The organism is Paenisporosarcina macmurdoensis (genome assembly GCF_042658845.1).
GTDB classification, from domain to species: Bacteria; Bacillota; Bacilli; order Bacillales_A; family Planococcaceae; genus Paenisporosarcina; species Paenisporosarcina macmurdoensis.
In genome coordinates this window covers 273,386-290,233 of record NZ_JBHSRI010000025.1, presented here as the reverse complement: position 1 = coordinate 290,233, position 16,848 = coordinate 273,386, and the positions used below count along the sequence as shown (strand labels likewise).

General features: G+C 38.4%; 17 protein-coding genes. 9 read left to right on the top strand and 8 right to left on the bottom strand.

Going from position 1 to position 16,848, the window contains the following annotated elements; all coding sequences use genetic code 11:
• Window positions 1–26 precede the first annotated feature (26 nt).
• The 5 genes from ACFPYN_RS15095 to ACFPYN_RS15075 all read left to right on the top strand — a co-directional run bounded on the left by ACFPYN_RS15095 (window position 27) and on the right by ACFPYN_RS15075 (window position 6,130).
• On the top strand, window positions 27–740 hold the full coding sequence (locus ACFPYN_RS15095) for a hypothetical protein (protein ID WP_377735308.1): 714 nt from the start codon (window positions 27–29) through the stop codon (window positions 738–740).
• Entirely contained in the window at window positions 740–1,030 is a 291-nt protein-coding gene (locus tag ACFPYN_RS15090) for a hypothetical protein (RefSeq protein WP_377735306.1), read from the top strand. Before ACFPYN_RS15095 ends, ACFPYN_RS15090 begins: the two co-directional genes overlap by 1 nt.
• A gap of 17 nt (window positions 1,031–1,047) precedes the next feature.
• Window positions 1,048–1,359 carry a hypothetical protein gene (locus ACFPYN_RS15085; protein ID WP_377735305.1) on the top strand — a complete coding sequence of 104 codons (312 nt, stop codon included), beginning with the start codon at window positions 1,048–1,050 and terminating at the stop codon, window positions 1,357–1,359.
• Window positions 1,356–4,994 carry a copper oxidase gene (locus ACFPYN_RS15080; protein WP_377735303.1) on the top strand — a complete coding sequence of 1,213 codons (3,639 nt, stop codon included), beginning with the start codon at window positions 1,356–1,358 and terminating at the stop codon, window positions 4,992–4,994. Before ACFPYN_RS15085 ends, ACFPYN_RS15080 begins: the two co-directional genes overlap by 4 nt.
• Window positions 4,995–5,416: 422 nt before the next feature.
• Window positions 5,417–6,130 carry a hypothetical protein gene (locus ACFPYN_RS15075; RefSeq protein ID WP_377735302.1) on the top strand — a complete coding sequence of 238 codons (714 nt, stop codon included), beginning with the start codon at window positions 5,417–5,419 and terminating at the stop codon, window positions 6,128–6,130.
• 214 nt (window positions 6,131–6,344) lie between these two features.
• On the opposite strand, the gene ACFPYN_RS15070 is transcribed toward ACFPYN_RS15075, so the two are convergent.
• The 3 genes from ACFPYN_RS15070 to ACFPYN_RS15060 all read right to left on the bottom strand — a co-directional run bounded on the left by ACFPYN_RS15070 (window position 6,345) and on the right by ACFPYN_RS15060 (window position 7,935).
• Window positions 6,345–6,890 (bottom strand): hypothetical protein, encoded by a 546-nt coding sequence (locus tag ACFPYN_RS15070; RefSeq protein ID WP_377735301.1) that lies wholly within the window; start codon window positions 6,888–6,890, stop codon window positions 6,345–6,347.
• A gap of 320 nt (window positions 6,891–7,210) precedes the next feature.
• A complete protein-coding gene (locus ACFPYN_RS15065) occupies window positions 7,211–7,624 on the bottom strand; it encodes a hypothetical protein (protein WP_377735299.1) in 414 nt (137 codons plus the stop codon).
• A 152-nt stretch (window positions 7,625–7,776) separates the two neighbouring features.
• Window positions 7,777–7,935: a hypothetical protein gene (locus tag ACFPYN_RS15060; protein ID WP_377735298.1), complete on the bottom strand. Its 159-nt coding sequence runs from the start codon at window positions 7,933–7,935 to the stop codon at window positions 7,777–7,779.
• A gap of 635 nt (window positions 7,936–8,570) precedes the next feature.
• Between ACFPYN_RS15060 and ACFPYN_RS15055 the strand changes: the two genes are divergently transcribed.
• Window positions 8,571–9,476 carry a glycerophosphodiester phosphodiesterase family protein gene (locus ACFPYN_RS15055; RefSeq protein ID WP_377735297.1) on the top strand — a complete coding sequence of 302 codons (906 nt, stop codon included), beginning with the start codon at window positions 8,571–8,573 and terminating at the stop codon, window positions 9,474–9,476.
• An 867-nt stretch (window positions 9,477–10,343) separates the two neighbouring features.
• On the opposite strand, the gene ACFPYN_RS15050 is transcribed toward ACFPYN_RS15055, so the two are convergent.
• From ACFPYN_RS15050 to ACFPYN_RS15040, 3 genes are all read right to left on the bottom strand, one after another.
• The gene (locus ACFPYN_RS15050) at window positions 10,344–10,769 is read right to left on the bottom strand and encodes a universal stress protein (RefSeq protein ID WP_377735296.1); all 426 of its coding nucleotides are present in this window, start codon (window positions 10,767–10,769) and stop codon (window positions 10,344–10,346) included.
• A gap of 354 nt (window positions 10,770–11,123) precedes the next feature.
• Window positions 11,124–11,405 (bottom strand): hypothetical protein, encoded by a 282-nt coding sequence (locus ACFPYN_RS15045; RefSeq protein ID WP_377735295.1) that lies wholly within the window; start codon window positions 11,403–11,405, stop codon window positions 11,124–11,126.
• 629 nt (window positions 11,406–12,034) lie between these two features.
• Complete coding sequence (locus tag ACFPYN_RS15040; protein WP_377735294.1) at window positions 12,035–13,354, bottom strand: YheC/YheD family endospore coat-associated protein; 1,320 nt, start codon at window positions 13,352–13,354, stop codon at window positions 12,035–12,037.
• 404 nt (window positions 13,355–13,758) lie between these two features.
• Here ACFPYN_RS15040 and ACFPYN_RS15035 point away from each other — a divergent pair, with 404 nt between their 5' ends.
• The 3 genes from ACFPYN_RS15035 to ACFPYN_RS15025 all read left to right on the top strand — a co-directional run bounded on the left by ACFPYN_RS15035 (window position 13,759) and on the right by ACFPYN_RS15025 (window position 15,073).
• Window positions 13,759–14,208 carry a hypothetical protein gene (locus tag ACFPYN_RS15035; protein WP_377735292.1) on the top strand — a complete coding sequence of 150 codons (450 nt, stop codon included), beginning with the start codon at window positions 13,759–13,761 and terminating at the stop codon, window positions 14,206–14,208.
• A 49-nt stretch (window positions 14,209–14,257) separates the two neighbouring features.
• A complete protein-coding gene (locus ACFPYN_RS15030; protein WP_377735290.1) occupies window positions 14,258–14,557 on the top strand; it encodes a hypothetical protein in 300 nt (99 codons plus the stop codon).
• Between the two features lie 366 nt (window positions 14,558–14,923).
• On the top strand, window positions 14,924–15,073 hold the full coding sequence (locus ACFPYN_RS15025; RefSeq protein ID WP_377735289.1) for a hypothetical protein: 150 nt from the start codon (window positions 14,924–14,926) through the stop codon (window positions 15,071–15,073).
• Window positions 15,074–15,176: 103 nt separating this feature from the next.
• On the opposite strand, the gene ACFPYN_RS15020 is transcribed toward ACFPYN_RS15025, so the two are convergent.
• Window positions 15,177–16,643, bottom strand: coding sequence for a sodium:solute symporter family protein (locus ACFPYN_RS15020; RefSeq protein WP_377735288.1), 1,467 nt, complete (start codon window positions 16,641–16,643; stop codon window positions 15,177–15,179).
• Entirely contained in the window at window positions 16,643–16,846 is a 204-nt protein-coding gene (locus ACFPYN_RS15015) for a DUF3311 domain-containing protein (protein ID WP_377735287.1), read from the bottom strand. The genes ACFPYN_RS15020 and ACFPYN_RS15015 overlap by 1 nt, the downstream gene beginning before the upstream one ends.
• Window positions 16,847–16,848 lie beyond the last annotated feature (2 nt).

Genomic DNA, 16,848 nt, shown 5'->3' with positions numbered 1-16,848 from the left:
AATTTAGGTTGAGGAGGTGGTCCATTTTGCATGACAAATACGAGGAAGCTGCAGCTACATCATTTTCATCTCCAACAAGTGCAGTTTCCTCGGAAGAAACCAGAATTCTTACAGAATACATCAGCCAAAAAAACCTATTTAAGATTACAAGCCAAGACGAAACACGACGCAAGTCCCTTACGTTAAAACAGTTTTTTAAAATGAAACGAAATCAGCAAGTTGTGATAACGTCTGCAATCCACAATGATGGCAGTAAAATAACTGAAGGAAAAGTCGCAACCATTGGAAGAGATTTTGTCATGGTAACGGATGTACAAAAACGTATTTGGATTCCTTACAAATTTATAGACTCTGCCACAATCCCCTTTGGATTTCCTACTTACTCCAACACCCATCAGCATTTTATATATGATAATCATTTGCAGCAAAAGCTCGTCCTTCAATTTGGCGAAACAGTAGTGAAAAAGGAAGCTCTCATTCGGCAGTTTTTTGAGGAATCTCTACAAACCAATCTTCTTTCTTGGCGCGGCCTATGGGTTGAAGTGAAAACAGCTGAAAAAATAGTTCTTGGCAAACTAGACAAAACGACGACGAAAGAGCTATTCCTTCAACTGTTCAAAACAACAAAAAGTATCCCACTACACGACATTCACACGATTTCAACAATTGGTTTTTTTGCTTTATGGAAACAGCTTTCGAAAGCTCTTTACAAAAAACTTAATGACAGGAGACTTTCATAGTGGATCACACAGAAAATGATTTATTTTTGGTATTTAAGAAGCTCTTAGGAGAAGAAATACTGGTCATTACAAAACCAGTTCAACTTAATTTATTGGGGCAAGTTTTCAGGCCCATTTTTACTGGAACGATATCCGAAGTGCATGAAGGACATGTGACCTTGTCACCTGTCATTATCAAAATGATTAATGCACCCTTTTATAATTTCCCTTTTCCGCTAAGTATTCCGTTTGAGCAACTCGTATCTTACTCAACTGAAGTGCCTAGTGACGAAGTCTTTCCATTAGCCTAATAAGGAGTGATGCAAGAATGACCAATCAGAGTGAATCAAAATCAATAAATACGATGAGAGAGGAAGCTCTCGTCACTTACTTTCGGAAAAATATCGGACGAAGAGTGTTTATTCTAACGGAGTCTTTTCCCTTTATGTTTATAGGTAAAATCAAAGATGTACACGGAGATATGGTTGTTTTGGATGTGGAAACAACTTCCGTACCTGCTCTAGAAGGCAAAGTATGGAATGTGCATATCGATTCGATTGATTTGTTCTATGTAGAAACAGGTATCGGTGCAAAAATTCCACATTTAAAAAATAATTCGCAAGAAGAAGCGTCCACATGATTAGAAGGTACCATGTTGTAGCCATTCCAATCCGAATCGTTGTGAATACATTTGGTGACCACAACCCAAATGGCATGATGTACGTATTGAAAGAAAATGAACAGAAAGTAAAAGATTTAGCGCAAAAAAATCCTTTCTCTCCCGTCGAGCTCGTACGACCTCTCGTCATCAGAGCGACTGAAGGAGAAATAATTGAGATTCTATTTGAAAATAAAATACACTTTCATACGAGCATGCATTTTCAGGAAGCTGAATACGATGTATGCCAAACAGATGGTGCAAACGTGGGATTCAATAAAGATAGTACGGTTGCTCCAGGCGATACTATTTTGTATCGAATACATGCCGTTATTGAAGGTACGTATATCTTTTCGGACTTAGGCAATCCAGCAAGCGGAGAAGAAGCTTCTAATATCAACGGTCTCATTGGTTCTTTGTTAGTAGAGAAACGGTTTTCATGGTGGACAGATCCTGAAACAGGAAAACCGATGAACAGTGGAGTTTTTGCAGATGTTCATCATCCTCTGTTACCTTCATTTCGAGAGTATGCCTGGATTTTTCATGATGAAATGGAAGTGAATGATCTAACAGGAAATCGTCCCATCAATCATTTAACAAACCAGGAAGAGGAATCATTTCATGGAGCTAACTATCGCTATGAGCCTTTGAATAGACGTCAACAGCTCATTGATGAAGGGGTCGTTTGTCCAAACTGCGAAGGTGAAGAAGTCCACCATGATTCATGGGTATTCGGTGATCCCTCTGCACCTATTCTCCGTGGATATGTGGGAGATTCCGCGAAAATCCGACTGATCCATGGTGGCGTAAAAGAAACACATGTCTTTCATTATCATGTCCATCAATGGTTGAGCGATAACCAAGACCTCAACTCTGAAGTTATCGATTCACAATCAATTAGTCCTCAGAGCCATTACACGGTTGAACCGCTTTATGGCTTAGGAAGTTTGCAAGGATCTTTTGGAGATGCGGTGATCCATTGTCATCTTTATCCTCATTTCGCGGCTGGCATGTGGGGAATGAACCGGGTATTCAACACACTCCAAGATGGCAGTCAGTGTTACCCTAACGGCGTTCCGATTAAATCATTGCAGCCTCTGCCCGACACGAAAGCTCCACCTAAGCCTACAAAACTAAAACCAGGGTTTCCTAATTTCATTCCAGGTAAAGTGGGTTACAAAGCCCCTCGTCCACCTCTTGGAATAATAGGCGGACGAGGATTGACCGAACTGGAGCGTCATGCGGCAATTGCCAATCCAAGACCTGGAGCGGTATTTACCGACCCTTGTCCTGAAGACGCATTAATCAAGGAATTCAACATTTCATTAATTGAGTTGCCCATAACCTACAACAAACAAGGTTGGCATGATCCAAAAGGGCGTATATATGTACTCGATGAAGATATAGAAGACGTTTGTTCAGGAAAGAAAGAACCCGAGCCTCTCGTTATCCATGCACCTGCACATACTCGCTTTCAAATAAATTACACGAACAGAGTGCCTCATTTACTTGACGGCGATGCCTTCCAGCTCGTGACAAGAACGTATGAAAATGGCTTTCATATACACTTTGTTAAATTTGATGTACTTGTCAATGATGGCGGAAATGTTGGATGGAATTATGATTCTTCCGTTTTACCTGGTGAAACGATCCAGTATTCCTATTACGCAGATGTCGAGTTGAAAGCATGGTTCTTCCACGATCATTTATATCCAGCTTCTCATCAGCAACACGGTGTATTCGGGTCAGGTGTTGTGCACCCTCGTTTTACAACGTATGTCGACTCCGCTACAGGAGAAGAAGTGGATCATGGCACGCAAATTACAGCATTGAACCCATTAATTCCAGATTACCGAGACTTTGTGTTATTTGCTCAGGACTTTGCATTGTTATTTGATAAGGATGGAAAACCACTCAACCCTCCGAAATTCCCAGGATCTAATGATGACCCAGGTTTATTCGGTGTCAATTATAAAAATGAACCACTTCAATTTCGCTTGGGTAAAGATTGTGATCCAGCCTATACGTTCAGTTCTTATACAAACGGCGATCCAATTACCCCTATTTTGAAAGCCTATGAAGGGGATTCCATTCGCATTCGCCTCCTTCAAGGAGCTCAAGAAGAGTCCCATAGCTTAAATGTTCATGGTTTGAGGTGGCATCGAGAACGTCACAGTCTAAATTCAAAACTTCAAGATCACCAACATATCGGCATTTCGGAGTCGTTTACGATGGAAACATATATTTCGCGGTCAGGAGATTATTTGTGGGCGTTTGAAACTGAAGAAGATTTATGGAATGGCCTATGGGGTCTGATACGAGCATATGATGAAAAAGTTCCAGATTTAATTCCTTTACCAGACAGACCCGGCCCATTAAAACGTTCAAAACCATTACCCGAATGTACGGGTAAAAAGCCGCCTCAAGCAGGAAATCCAACTCTTATTCAGGCGGATAGGCCCGTTCGCCAGTTCGATATCGTCGCTTTTCAACTTCCCATCGTTTATAACGACTTTGGCGATCATGATCCAAATGGTATCATTTTTGCGCTAGCAGATGATATGGAGGCCATTGTAAACGGCACTAAAAAGCTGGAGCCTTTAGTTATTCGGGCAAATGTAGGCGATACCGTAGATGTGAAACTAACCAGCTTGTTGAAATTAGAGTTGTTCCCTTTTAAAGATGGCATATACCCGTATCCAGTTGTTAAGGAACAGGCATTCTACCCGCCTTCTCTACGAATTTCTTTGCATCCTCAATTGATTCAGTATGATGTGAAAACTTCAGCGGGTGAAACAGTCGGATTCAATGGAGACCAAACCGTTGGACCAGGTGAAACGACAACGTACCGCTGGTTTGTCGATACGCCATTAGGTGCTTGTGGCATGTGGGATATGGCCGATATTCGTAACCATAAATCTCAGGGAGCCTTCGGTGCTTTTATAGCTGAACCAAGATATACGGAATTTTTAGATCCATACACGTTATTGCCAGTTCGTTCTGGAGCCAATGTCGTGTTACGTAACCCGTTATTACCAGATATAAGAGAATGTGTTTTGATTATGCATGACGGTGTCAGATTGTTGGATAAAGAAGGTCAGGTCATTATCGATCCGATTGCGGGAATTATCCCTCCGCTTGTGGAAGAACCAGAAGAGGTTGATACGTATGATCAAGGATCCAGAGGCTTTAATTATCGAACGGAACGATTAAAAAACCGTTATCAAAAACATCCAGTGTTGCATGATTTATTTGATTCTAATGTATTTGGGGACCCTGCTACTCCACTATTTGAAAGCTATGTGGGAGAACCGCTGACGATTCGATTAATTTGCCCTGCTGAAAGACGACGTTCTCATACATTCCACCTTCATGGTCACCGCTGGCGTTTTCAAGGAAGTAATCTTAATTCGCGAACAGAATCATTCGTTGGATTTAATCTTGCAGGGGCTAATCGGAACTTAGAATTGCTTGGTGGCTCAGGAGCTTACGGCGGCTTTCCAGGAGATTATATGTACCGCTCAGGAAATATAATGTGGGACGTCGAACAAGGGATGTGGGGAATTATTAGAGTCCGCAATGAGGTAAAGAATCACTTACCCCCTTTAGAACAATAGGAAAGGTTGGAGCTGTCCAAAAAGTCATCAAATATGACTAATGGCAGTTCCCTTTTTATATTTAGTTGAGGTTGATTTCCGTTTTAGACGGACGCTTTCCGCGGGCATGGCCTCAGCCTCCTCGACGAGCAAGCTCGTCTGCGGGGTCTTCAGCTCATGCTATTCCCGCTGGAAAGATATTGGTCGAATGCCAGTTCGTCCAATATCTTTCCGATGAGTAACCGCAGGAGCAGATGTTTCCCCGCCGTCTTCCACTCCAATCAACCTTATGTTAATCATGTGCAAAACAGATAATTATATATGGCAACATGTTCCAATATAGGTGCAGAAAAAAAGACTCATATTCTCCAAATATTTTATATTAGGACTTAATAGACAGCCCCCTCTTTTTTATACTCAAAATATGAAAGGTGGTGAAAAAAATGAAAAAAGAGACTAGCACTGACTATTCTTTACATTCAGTGCCACATAAACAAGCAGAGTATTTCCATATTCCTTTTCAATGTTGCCCCGACCAGTTTCCTTCCCCAACACATCCATCCGCTGCGGATTGCCTGCCGCCAGATGAGTTAGACCAAGTTGTTGAAAAAATTAGAGATGCTAATGAACTGCTGCTCAATCTCGCATTAGACGATAGTCGACCGCCGCATGAAACCTATCAAAAGATGTTTGATGGATTAGTCGGTATACGCGTTGAAATCACGAATCTACTTGGTGAAACCACCGAAGGAAAAATAACTTTAGTAGGATTTGATTTTGTCGTTCTTCGAGAAGAAGAGATGATGAACATGTTCCCATTTAATGAAATTCACTCGATTAAGCCATTTGGGCGCTATGCAGAACCTTATCATGATCCTGAATTGACTGAGATAGATCCATGCTTGCGAAGGGATTTAACGTTTCACTTTGGTGAAGTGGTATCTTCTTCACCAGAATTAATTCAATTATTTTTCAGAATCCATTTAAGTGTTTATTTGCTACTATTTCGAGAAAAACGAATCCTCGTAAAAACTGACGGCTTAACAAGTGAAGGGCTGCTGACCGAAGTCAATAAAGAGACCATTACCTTAAAAGTAGAGGAAGAAAGTACAATCTTCCCTCTAGCGATGGTTAAACTCATTACGATGACCGCGTAAATGTAAAAAGTCAGCACATTGAAGTTGAACTTCATGAGCTGACTTTTTTATTTTAAGCTGGCTATGTTAGCTTTCACAGTTAATTTAATAAGGCAAAAGGAATCTACGAGTATAAAAAAACCCACATAAGAGTACATTTGAGGCAAGTACAAATGTACGATGAGCACCACTCCATACCTTGAGTGAGCTATCAAGTTCAAGATTCTCTTCCATGTTAAAAGAAGGTCCTTTCACTACATTTTTTTTCGTGACATGAGCTATCTACTACAACATTGACAATTTTTTCAACAGAAAAAATCCATGTACGTCCCTTCTCATGTTCCCTTATATCATTTTCTTCAAGTTCAATCTCATCTAAGTCGTTTACTTCGCCCAGATGATTTTGATCTGTAGTAATCTCAAGTTCGAATACTTCTTCTAGAGATTCTTCGCTAGGCGGCAATGGTTCAATTACAAGCATTTCCACAAAATTCGATCCGACAAATGTAAGTGTCCCATTCACTTTCAATCCGCTATCTAACTCCATCACACACACGCATCCTTGTAATTGACGTAAGCGATTATTTAGCCCACCTTGTAGACCAGCTAATCGAATTTGAAAATTATCATTGCATAAATCTTTACGACAACGATGGTGCCTACAACCACAGCAATAGTCAAAACAACAACAGCGCGAGTAGGAACGATAATTAAATTTAAGGTCGTAGTTATTTATCTGTTGACCATGGCAATTACAATTTTCATAATCATTCTCTTCCATATAACATCCTCCCTTCGTTTTATTATTACTATATGGATTTTTTTATTTAATAGATGGTCATTAACCTATGTCAAAGAGTATTGTTTTTTTCAATCTATGTATTCCTATTTTCTATAGGGCCCTGTTATATAATACGGCTGATTTCGGTTACAACGCCATTTCATGTTACGAATCTAGCGTAGCGATACCGAAACAGAGACAGGAGCGCTGGTTTTAAAGCGGCTGGGAGGCTTGGAGCACACCCTAGCTGCGGAATATCAACTGCACTATTTACAATAGTTTTCAAAAAAATAGTCAACCCACTAGTAATGGATTGACTTCTATTTATTATAAATTTCCTTATAGGCAATGACTTGTAACGCTAACATTTCTTCTTTAGTTAGTTTCTCACCTAGAACCTGTAATACCTCTTCTTTAGATGCGGTGCCATTTTGTACATCCGATTGCATATCTCGGAGTTTGGTCATACCAACCTTTTTGATCAGCACACGCGTTGCTTCTCCTTTAGATGTAAATGGTAAGGTGCTTTCATCTGCTGACTCCGCTTCTTTTACTAACGCTGTTAATTCTGGATCACTTTCTATATAGGCTTTTACGTCATTCATTTGCCCACTATTCTCAAGCTCAGTTGAAGCCGAATCTACCAGTTCTTCTGAAGCGACATTAGTTCCGAAATAATAAATACCATATCCAATGGCTCCTAAAATCACAATCGCAGCGAACAATTTCTTCATGTTCTCACTCCTTTACTTACGGTGCATTATATAATAGACGTTTTAGAAAGGAATTAGTCACAGAAATCAGCAATTATGTAAGTGACCAATTTTTCCCACAAGGTATTACTATTTAGCCAAGAAAAAAAGGAGCAATATGCCCCTCTTTCTTTTTACTCTTCTTCGTTTTTGTTTTCTTCATCTACTTCGTCTGCATCTTCGCCGTCTTCTACACCGTTATCTTGGTCCACTCCATCGCCACAACCTGCTAAACCACCGAAAAGTAAGGCTCCAACGATTCCACTAGCTACTAATCCTTTTTTATAATCCATTTTAATCTTCCTCCTCAAATGTTTGTTTTTAATTTGTCTTGCGTTGTTAATGAATTTTACCCCAGAAAAAATCGGAATAAACCTAGGGTATTAAAAATATGTAATTAGTCACTCTCAAGTTTCGGTTCATTTGGGTTTTGGAGGAAGAAAGACTTGGGACTTACTTCTTAATGTTCCATTATCACGGTTTTTTAATGATTTTTCTTGAAAGAGTGCGTGAGCGATGCCGAGTGTCTCATCTAATCCACTTACTTATGAGCCCTGTTTGAGCGATAAATCCTCAAAATGAGCGATAAATTAAAAATCACCCACCAATCCTGTCTCATGCTAAGTTGGCCGATGAGACCGAACACATTAGATCCTTGACGTGTTGGATGGGACTCAATTGGATTGCCATCTGGATTATTGCTGCCGACTCCTTAGGAGAAAAACGTTATGCACTTTAACTGACCCCTCGTTTGAATGACCGAAGCAAATGCTTTTTCTTAATATGCAATTTCAGCAACTTTCTCAATCCCTATTTTTCAGAAAACGGTCACTTTAGTGTGTTATGTATGTATCTGAAATATCATCAACTTGTCTATCATATAATTCTTTAGAGTAATGAATTTTCATTTTATTGTTGGGGGACTTTTATGAAAAAAATGAAGTTGTTAATCATCCTTCTTTTCATTTGTGGATGTACTCCACAACAATCGCAACCACAATCACAACCCATCCCACCTACCCCTTTGCCTGAAAATGATTTTCTGATCATTGGCCATCGTGGTGCGTCCGCTTATGCAGCAGGTCATACTCTTGCCGCTTATGAAATGGCCGTATTAATGGGTGCGGATTACATAGAAATCGATTTACAAATGACGAAAGATGGAAAACTCGTGGCCTTGCATGAATCGGTTGTCACGCTTGATAACGCGCAGCAAGCTGTAGCAGATGTTACGTTTGACGAAATTCAACTTCTTTCTCCTGGGAAAGAGTTCGATAAAAATCATTTATCTTATACTTTACCGAATTCACTTGATTTACGTATTGTTGATTTGTCTAAGATCCTTACGTACTTTGGGGATCGTGTTAATTACTATATTGAAATGAAATCACCCAGAGTGTATCCGGGTATTGAAGAAGAGCTTTTAAGGCAACTAAATGAACATCATTTGCTCAATAGAGATGACCCTATTCCTAAAGTAATTATCCAGTCCTTTAGCGACAAAAGCTTACAAGAAGTATTCGCTTTGGAGCCATCCATCCCATTAATTAAACTATATAAGTTCAGTAAAAAAGCTCATCTTACCAAAAAAGAGCTTAAAGATGTGACTAAATACGCAGCGGGGGTAGGTGTAAATGTGGAGGCAGTGAATCATAAATTCATCGATAAGATGCACAGCGAGAACTTGCTTGTTCATCCTTATACCGTCAACGATGAAAACATGATGCGAAGTCTCATGTCTTTTGGTGTAAACGGTATTTTTACTGACAGACCTGACGTCGCTCTCCGTGTGAGAAATGACAAAAATAGTAATGAAATTGAATTGTACCCTTAAAGGTTTTCGGGTCTCTTTGTAACGAAAACCATTATACAAACTACAACATAACTTAATGAATGAGAAAAACCGGGCAAAGTGCTCCCGGTCCTTTTAAGAAGAGTAACCATAGTAGCCTGTTGATTTCCGCTACGGTGGACGCTTTTCGCGGGCATGGCTTCAGTCTCCTCGTCACTGCAAAAACATATGCTCCTGCGGTTACTCGTCGCAAAGATACTGGCTTTGGCCAGTATCTTTCCTGCGGGGTCTTCAGCTCATGCACCTGCCGCTTCGCTTTCGGTGCAAAAAACATCTGCTATTCCCGCAGAAGTCGCCACCTGCGCTTCAATCAACTAAGATATAGGTTGGTTCTATCTCTAGCTTAGCTTAGAATCATTTATTCGTGACTTAACAATAAGCAATTGAGATTTTCTTTTTGGTTACTACACACTTCATGGATTGTAGTGGAAGGCGGCGTGAAAACATCTGCTCCTGCGGGTTACTCGTCGCAAGGATATTGGACGAATGACAGTTCGTCCAATATCTTTCCAGCGGGATCAGCGGGACAGGTGAGACCCCGCAGATCGCGAAGCGACCGAGGAGGCTCACCGCCCGCCCCGCGGAAAGCGTCCGCCTGAAACGGAAATCAACAATATTAGAGAATCATCTTTTTGTCCAAAGCACCTGAAACACTGGGTTTATGGAACTAAAATTATGTACTTTCTTATCTTTTGAAAAAACGAGCTGTGACTTTGTCATAGCTCGTCTCATTTAACCCCACTATAAAAATACCCCTTTAGATAAACAAATCTAAAGGGGTATAACATTATGACTTCACATAAAAAAGACAGCTAGTCTTAATTTACTTTTTTTAAAATCAACTAGTTGTTATCGAACAATGGTAACCGGGCACGGGGACTCGTGAAGAACGCCATAACTCACGCTGCCTAATACGACTCCAGCAACTGCTCCCAACCCACGGTAACCCATTACGATTAAACCAGCATTTGCTTCCCTAGCTTCTTGACAAATCTCGATTTTCGGCAAGCCTACACGTACCTTCACTTGATTCGGTACCCCTGCCTCTTCAACGACTCCTTTTACTTTCTCTAATGCTTCGGCAGCCAACATCTGGGTGTATTCCTCTACATCCTTTTTGTTAAAGAATTTTTTCACATTCGGTGATGCGAAGTTAGGCTGTACATTTAATAAAATTATTTCCCCATCTGTTTTTTTTGCCAAATCAATGGCATACTGAAGTGCATTAATTGAACTATTAGAGCCATCTGTTGGAACAACAATAACATTACTCATTTCTTCACTCCTCATCTGTCTTCATAATAAATAAAAGTGCTCACTTTAGGTGTGGCATTTTAATTATTGAATATTCATAAAGTATAGCAACAAAACAATCCAGTTGCTTAGAATTACTATAATTTTATTGATACACAGGACAAAAACCATCAGTTTTCATTCAATTTAACTTACATCTTCTTTATACTTACCGCAAATCCTTTAGAACCATTTGAAATGAGCGTTTAATTTATTATTTTTTCAACATCTTGTGTTGCCATGCAAAACAGCTCATTACACCACACTTAGGAAGTACACAAAAAGAGCACCTCCACCTCTTGGAGAAGTAGAGACGCCAGAATCAGAGATAAAGAATTAAATTCCTGCCTTGGTTCCTTTAAATCTTAATAAGTTTAGCCCAGCAAGAACTAGTGCAGCTAAAGCTGTCATTAAACTTACAATAAAAAAACCATTTGCATATGATGGGATACTGTTCTCTGGTACCCGATCATTTATTTCAAGGAATAAAAAATGTACTCCAATTCCAGTTCCATCAACATTTGTTCCAAGTGACCTCAAATCCATTCCTTTGTTAATCAACAAGACAGTAAGAGCTATAAGAAGAACAAAGACACCCCATCTATAATAAACCTTCATTTTCATCCCACCTCTTTAATTATACTTCTATGTGCATAGTGAGAAATCCTGTTGCAAAATTCATTTAAATTTTCTGATGGAAATAGTATTTTAAGAGATTATTGTACAAAGAGCTCTAAGTCACTTTCCGATAAGCGCGTCTCTCTGCATACTCACTGCATGGCACACAAACATGCATCACATCGTTTCGATCATTTCGATATTTTCTTAATGGCTTCACTTTTCGCTTACAAATCGCACAAGATTTTTTAAAAAAACCAAACATGTGACCTCTCCCTCTCTTCAGTTTTTCACGATCATTAATCCCACTTTATTCTTCACTCGTCCCAATAAACCACGTGTCTCCTACCTATTTATTCAGCTCATGATGCAAAGTCATTTGTAAATCCATCATTCTGGTATAATTCATGATGTATGTTTTTAGCATGTTGAGAACTAAAGAATAGGTATACAGTGCATATAAAAGAACGGCTGGGGATATTATTTCAGCCGTTTTTTGATTTTCCTATATAATTTCGAACTAACACATTCCCACTTGTATCTATATAAATGGATACCCAATATCTTATTCTATGTTAACCGCATTTACTATTATTCCTGAAGAATCTTCGAATCACCTATCTAATCGTTTACTTATTAATAATAAAACCTGCAAGTGCGCTTGCATAAAGAAATGGGTTACGTATTATTTTACCATATAATGCTAAATCCTTAATTATTGGAAAACTTTTATACCCATATCTTTTATTCATTTCCAATATCCATACATGTGAATCACTAGTTAGAATAAAATCAATTGCCAAGTCTCCATAACAACCATGCTGATCAAGTGTCTGACATGCATCAATACAAACGTTAACAATCTTTTGCTCTATTAATTCCAAATCATGTTGATCTTGACTGAAAAGTTTCTGAAGAGCCTTTTTTCCTGGAAGTATATAATCAATATGGTGCAAATTAGTCGTAATGCTTCCTGGCTTAGCAAATCTACCAATAAACCCCGTACACTTCCATTGTTTTGTTTCATCTTTTTGCATGTAAATTCGAAAATCAACATTCCTTGAGTCGTGCTGTACAGGAACTCCTTGCTGAATCATATATTTCTTTTTCTTCTTTAATAGTCTTTTGATAATCGGGTGACTGCCTAGTCTTCCACTTTCCACATGCGTTACCCTATTTTTAGAATCAGTTATTTGACATTGATTATCCAGCCTTTTAATCTCAATAATCCCATTTCCTTGAGATCCACTTTTAGGCTTTAAATAAATAGATGGATAGATTTTTAACATATTATTAATTTTAGCTAGACTCTTAAACTCTGTTGTATGAGGTATGTGACTGCGTACAATCTGGTTAGGAGATAGCCACTTCCACATTTCCCATTTATTGAAGAAATCCGAATTAAATACTCGGCCGCCTGTCACTTCATATAAATGTTTATTTACGTTTTTCGGAAGATTTTTTCTTTTAAAAACTGCCCCTGGGTATGGAAATACTTCTTCCTTCCAATTCGATTTCTTCGTGTTAGGTTTTTGCTGTAAGTAATACCCTTTAATTGTCTTCTTTTCGGTATTTATTCCTTCAGGAGAACTAACAATTATCAAACCGTTAAATGGAAGTATTTTTTTAAATCTCTTCTTTAATCTTCCCAGACGTTTAACAAATTGCTTCGATACTACATACAATATAACTGGCCCTATGCTTAGACTATCTTCTGTAGTATTGATTTCAAAAAACAAATCATCAGGAATGAAGACATCGTTTCTTAAATTTGTAGATAAGCCAATTACGTCGTCAGATAGCTCGTCTAAAAATTGTACAGATAATTCTTTTTCCCATAGCCCAAAGTGAAAATTAATTTTTTCTAAAGAGGATATTTCCATTCCTTGAAAACTTACTGGAAAATAAATTTTATCTATCTCCTCATTTGTTATCCATTTTATATACAAAATTCTTTCCTCCTTTCCGCGAAGTTGTTTACATAATGCATCATTAAATCAATTCCTTGCATCCGTGTACTTTGAACATTCAATTGCAAAAATCTCCCTTTTTAATTTGTTTTCAATCTACTTAAACCTCTTGTCACTAGTTTATAGTCCTCCTAAACTTGTAATCTAATAAACAGACCGATTGGTATACTATATGTTTTCTATTTCAAGTAGAAATAGGCAAGTAGTCTATCATTCTTATATTTCCATAATGAAATAAATCAAATAACAACCTCTCTTAGGAGATAGCACAACTAGTTATTAGTAATTCTACTGCCGACAAAATCTTGTCTAAGGGAATTCCATGCCCAAAAATGTAAATACAACAAAATGGCTAGATCATGCAACATGAAGGAGAAATTAAGTTGATTAATCGCCAAAATGAATATTTAATTCCGAGTCTCGAACAACTGGCATTGTTTCATTTTGAACAAGCAAGGTATTTCGAGCGATTGAAGATGGCATCTGTAAACAGTCCAGCGTTATTTTATCATTACGCAGCGCAACAGTTTTACAATCAAGCACTTGAACATCAATACCAAGTAATGCTCGTGCATGTGATGATTCCAAGGACAACAATGGTTGGAGCAAATGAACATAATAATACTCAATCCACGACAATTAACCCGGCTTTGCTCACTTCACTTCGAGAAGGAGGTAATATTTTGTATGCTAGACACGGAGAAGCACTCGTTGGAGATGATCAACCAAATCTGAACTTACAGGATTGTTCTACCCAAAGAAATCTTTCAGAAGTTGGGAGAAAACAAGCTAACATACGGGGAGGCACTTCGCAGTTTACGAATTCCAGTTAAATATCCGGTTCTTGCCAGCCCTTTTTGTAGAACGAGAGAAACTGCTGAATTGGCTTTCGGAGCAGAGAATGTTCAAGTTGATCCTTTCTTGTTTGAAATTTATAAGTTAAGCGGGACTTTGAGCTCGCTAGAACAGAATAAAATAGTAGAATCCCTCCATTCATTGTTGGAAATTCAACCACCCCCTAGAAGTAATCAGGTCATTATCGCTCATAGTTTTCCAAAAGGACTTGGTTTGGGCCAAATTCCAGACATGGGAAGTGTCGTGGTAAAACCCCACGGACCAGGTAAAGGCTATGAAGTTATCAGTCAACTGTCTTTAAGTGAGCTAACGAGTTTACTTGAATAAGAAGACTTAATATAGAGCTTTTAATTTATATTGTTGCTGATTATTTATTTGTGCTGTCCGCACATTCCGCATGAGCTAACAAGTATGAAAACCACATACTGATTTGTCTAATTCTTTCATTCGTTCCTCGCTGTAGGGAGGGGGCTTTCCTGTTCGTCCGCGGAAAGGAAGCCGTTTCCCACTCACGCTGCAACAGCATTCTTTACATAGCCTCGCCAATAAAAAAATGTGTTTTAGTGTCACCTTGTATCGAACCTGCATATAAATATCGAATGTGGTCAAAAGTGAAATACAGTATTCTTTCAATCGCTATGTAATGAACTGATCATATTTATAAGAAGAAATCATGTTGAAAAGGGTGAGTATATGATAAATCATTTTGAAATGCAGCAAATGATGGAAGCGAAAAAAATGGAGATCAATCGAAAACTTCATGAACAGTCTTATAACCTTCAAGTGGATAAAAACAATACAAAATCGAGTCTGTTTGAACTATTCAAGAAAATCGAAAGATAGCAGTGAAGACGAATATTGTGCAAACTGCTAAAAGTGAGATGCGTGCATGACAGAGAGGAGGAAAGTGACAAAGTCACTTCCCTCCTCTTTGTTTTTTCGAAATCTATTGTTTAGTAAATAATTGATCGATAATTGGATTAGATTTATTTTTTATTTTCTTAACAAATAATGGATTTAGTATGATCAGAGCAATAATGTTTGCTGATAGTCCCCAGAAACCTTCATAAATTCCGAATGAATTTCCTGTAGCGTAAACGGCAAACGTCGTAAATAGTCCAACCAGTAATCCAATAATGGTCGCTTCTTTTGTTTGGTTTCTCCAGAACAAACTAAACACAACGGCTGGGAAGATTTGCACCATTCCAGATACACCTAGAAGTTGAAGAGATACTAGTGCAGTTGGGAAAAGCATTCCGAAGATTAAAGCTAATCCAATCACGACAAATACCATTGAACGTGTAATCATCGTTAATTTTTCTGGTTTTACATTTGGATTAATAAAATCACGATAAATATTATTGGCAAATAGATTTGAAGCACCAATTGCCATGATTGAACAAGGAATTAGTGAAGCCAATGCTATTGTAGAATAAGCTAATCCTTGTACGACTCCACCATAAGACATTTGAATGAGATTTAGTAATGCGAATCGCGGGTCGCTTCCTTCTGGTAGTACCAGATATGCAGCTAACCCTAAGAACACGACGAGTATTAACACGACATTGTAAAACGGTAGGTAGATTGCATTTTTTCGAAGTACGTCAGCACTTTTCGCTGTGAATACCCCAGTAACTGCATGAGCCCACATGAATAAGGCCAATCCAGAAACTAATGATGCTGTAAGAAACCACGGAATCCCTTTTGGACCAGTTGTAGGGATGGTTAATAGTTCAGGAGCTTCTACTACGAGTTTATCGATCATGGATCCCCAACTTCCAAAATGGATAATTGGAATGGTCACTACAAGGAATAACATAATGACCCAAACGAGAATGTCTTTAATGACGGCGGTATAAGCTGGTCCTTTTATTCCGCTAAAGAAGGTATAAAGTGCGACTAACAGGAACGATATGATAACTACGAATTTAATATTTATATATCCAGTACCAGCTACTGTTAAGGTATCTTGAATACCCGCTAATTGCAGATCAATATAAGGAATTAGCATAAATACACCAACAATTGCAATCAGCAAAGATAAAAATCTACTATCAAATCTTCCTTTTGCATAATCGGCAAGAGTTGTTAATTTGTGTCGATTGGAAACTTCCCATAATTTTGGTAGATAAAAATAAGAAACAAAGAACGCAATAATGGTATACGGAATGGCAAAGAACGCAATGCTACCAGCAGCGAACGCAGTGCTCGTTAATCCTAAGAATGTATAGGCAGTGTATAAATCAGCACCTACTAATAGCCAAACGAGCAGTGGTCCAAAACTTCTTCCACCAACTGACCACTCTTCAACAGAGCTTCTATTTTTTTTATCTCGTCCAGCGATAAATCCAATTAAAACCACTGATAAAACAATGAAGCTTGTAATTAATAAAGCTGTTAAATTACCCTGCATCAGTCAATACTCCCTTCTGACTTCTGTATTCGGTAAATCGCATACGTACATAGTGGAGTAATAATCATGCTTAAAAATAACCAAAAATGAAGAAATGGCAGTCCTAAAATAATCGGTTCAATTCTATTGACGAAAGGAATTGCTCCAAGCATAAGCGCAAAAGGTATAACAATTAAAATAACAATAATCCATTTTTTGTTCATAT

Bases quoted from the DNA above. Each gene is read 5' to 3' on its own strand.
- ACFPYN_RS15085 (WP_377735305.1), top strand. From the start codon at position 1,048: ATGACCAATCAGAGTGAATCAAAATCAATAAATACGATGAGAGAGGAA.
- ACFPYN_RS15080 (WP_377735303.1), top strand. From the start codon at position 1,356: ATGATTAGAAGGTACCATGTTGTAGCCATTCCAATCCGAATCGTTGTG.
- ACFPYN_RS15075 (WP_377735302.1), top strand. From the start codon at position 5,417: ATGAAAAAAGAGACTAGCACTGACTATTCTTTACATTCAGTGCCACAT.
- ACFPYN_RS15070 (WP_377735301.1), bottom strand. From the start codon at position 6,890: ATGGAAGAGAATGATTATGAAAATTGTAATTGCCATGGTCAACAGATA.
- ACFPYN_RS15065 (WP_377735299.1), bottom strand. From the start codon at position 7,624: ATGAAGAAATTGTTCGCTGCGATTGTGATTTTAGGAGCCATTGGATAT.
- ACFPYN_RS15060 (WP_377735298.1), bottom strand. From the start codon at position 7,935: ATGGATTATAAAAAAGGATTAGTAGCTAGTGGAATCGTTGGAGCCTTA.
- ACFPYN_RS15055 (WP_377735297.1), top strand. From the start codon at position 8,571: ATGAAAAAAATGAAGTTGTTAATCATCCTTCTTTTCATTTGTGGATGT.
- ACFPYN_RS15050 (WP_377735296.1), bottom strand. From the start codon at position 10,769: ATGAGTAATGTTATTGTTGTTCCAACAGATGGCTCTAATAGTTCAATT.
- ACFPYN_RS15045 (WP_377735295.1), bottom strand. From the start codon at position 11,405: ATGAAGGTTTATTATAGATGGGGTGTCTTTGTTCTTCTTATAGCTCTT.
- ACFPYN_RS15025 (WP_377735289.1), top strand. From the start codon at position 14,924: ATGATAAATCATTTTGAAATGCAGCAAATGATGGAAGCGAAAAAAATG.
- ACFPYN_RS15020 (WP_377735288.1), bottom strand. From the start codon at position 16,643: ATGCAGGGTAATTTAACAGCTTTATTAATTACAAGCTTCATTGTTTTA.
- ACFPYN_RS15015 (WP_377735287.1), bottom strand. From the start codon at position 16,846: ATGAACAAAAAATGGATTATTGTTATTTTAATTGTTATACCTTTTGCG.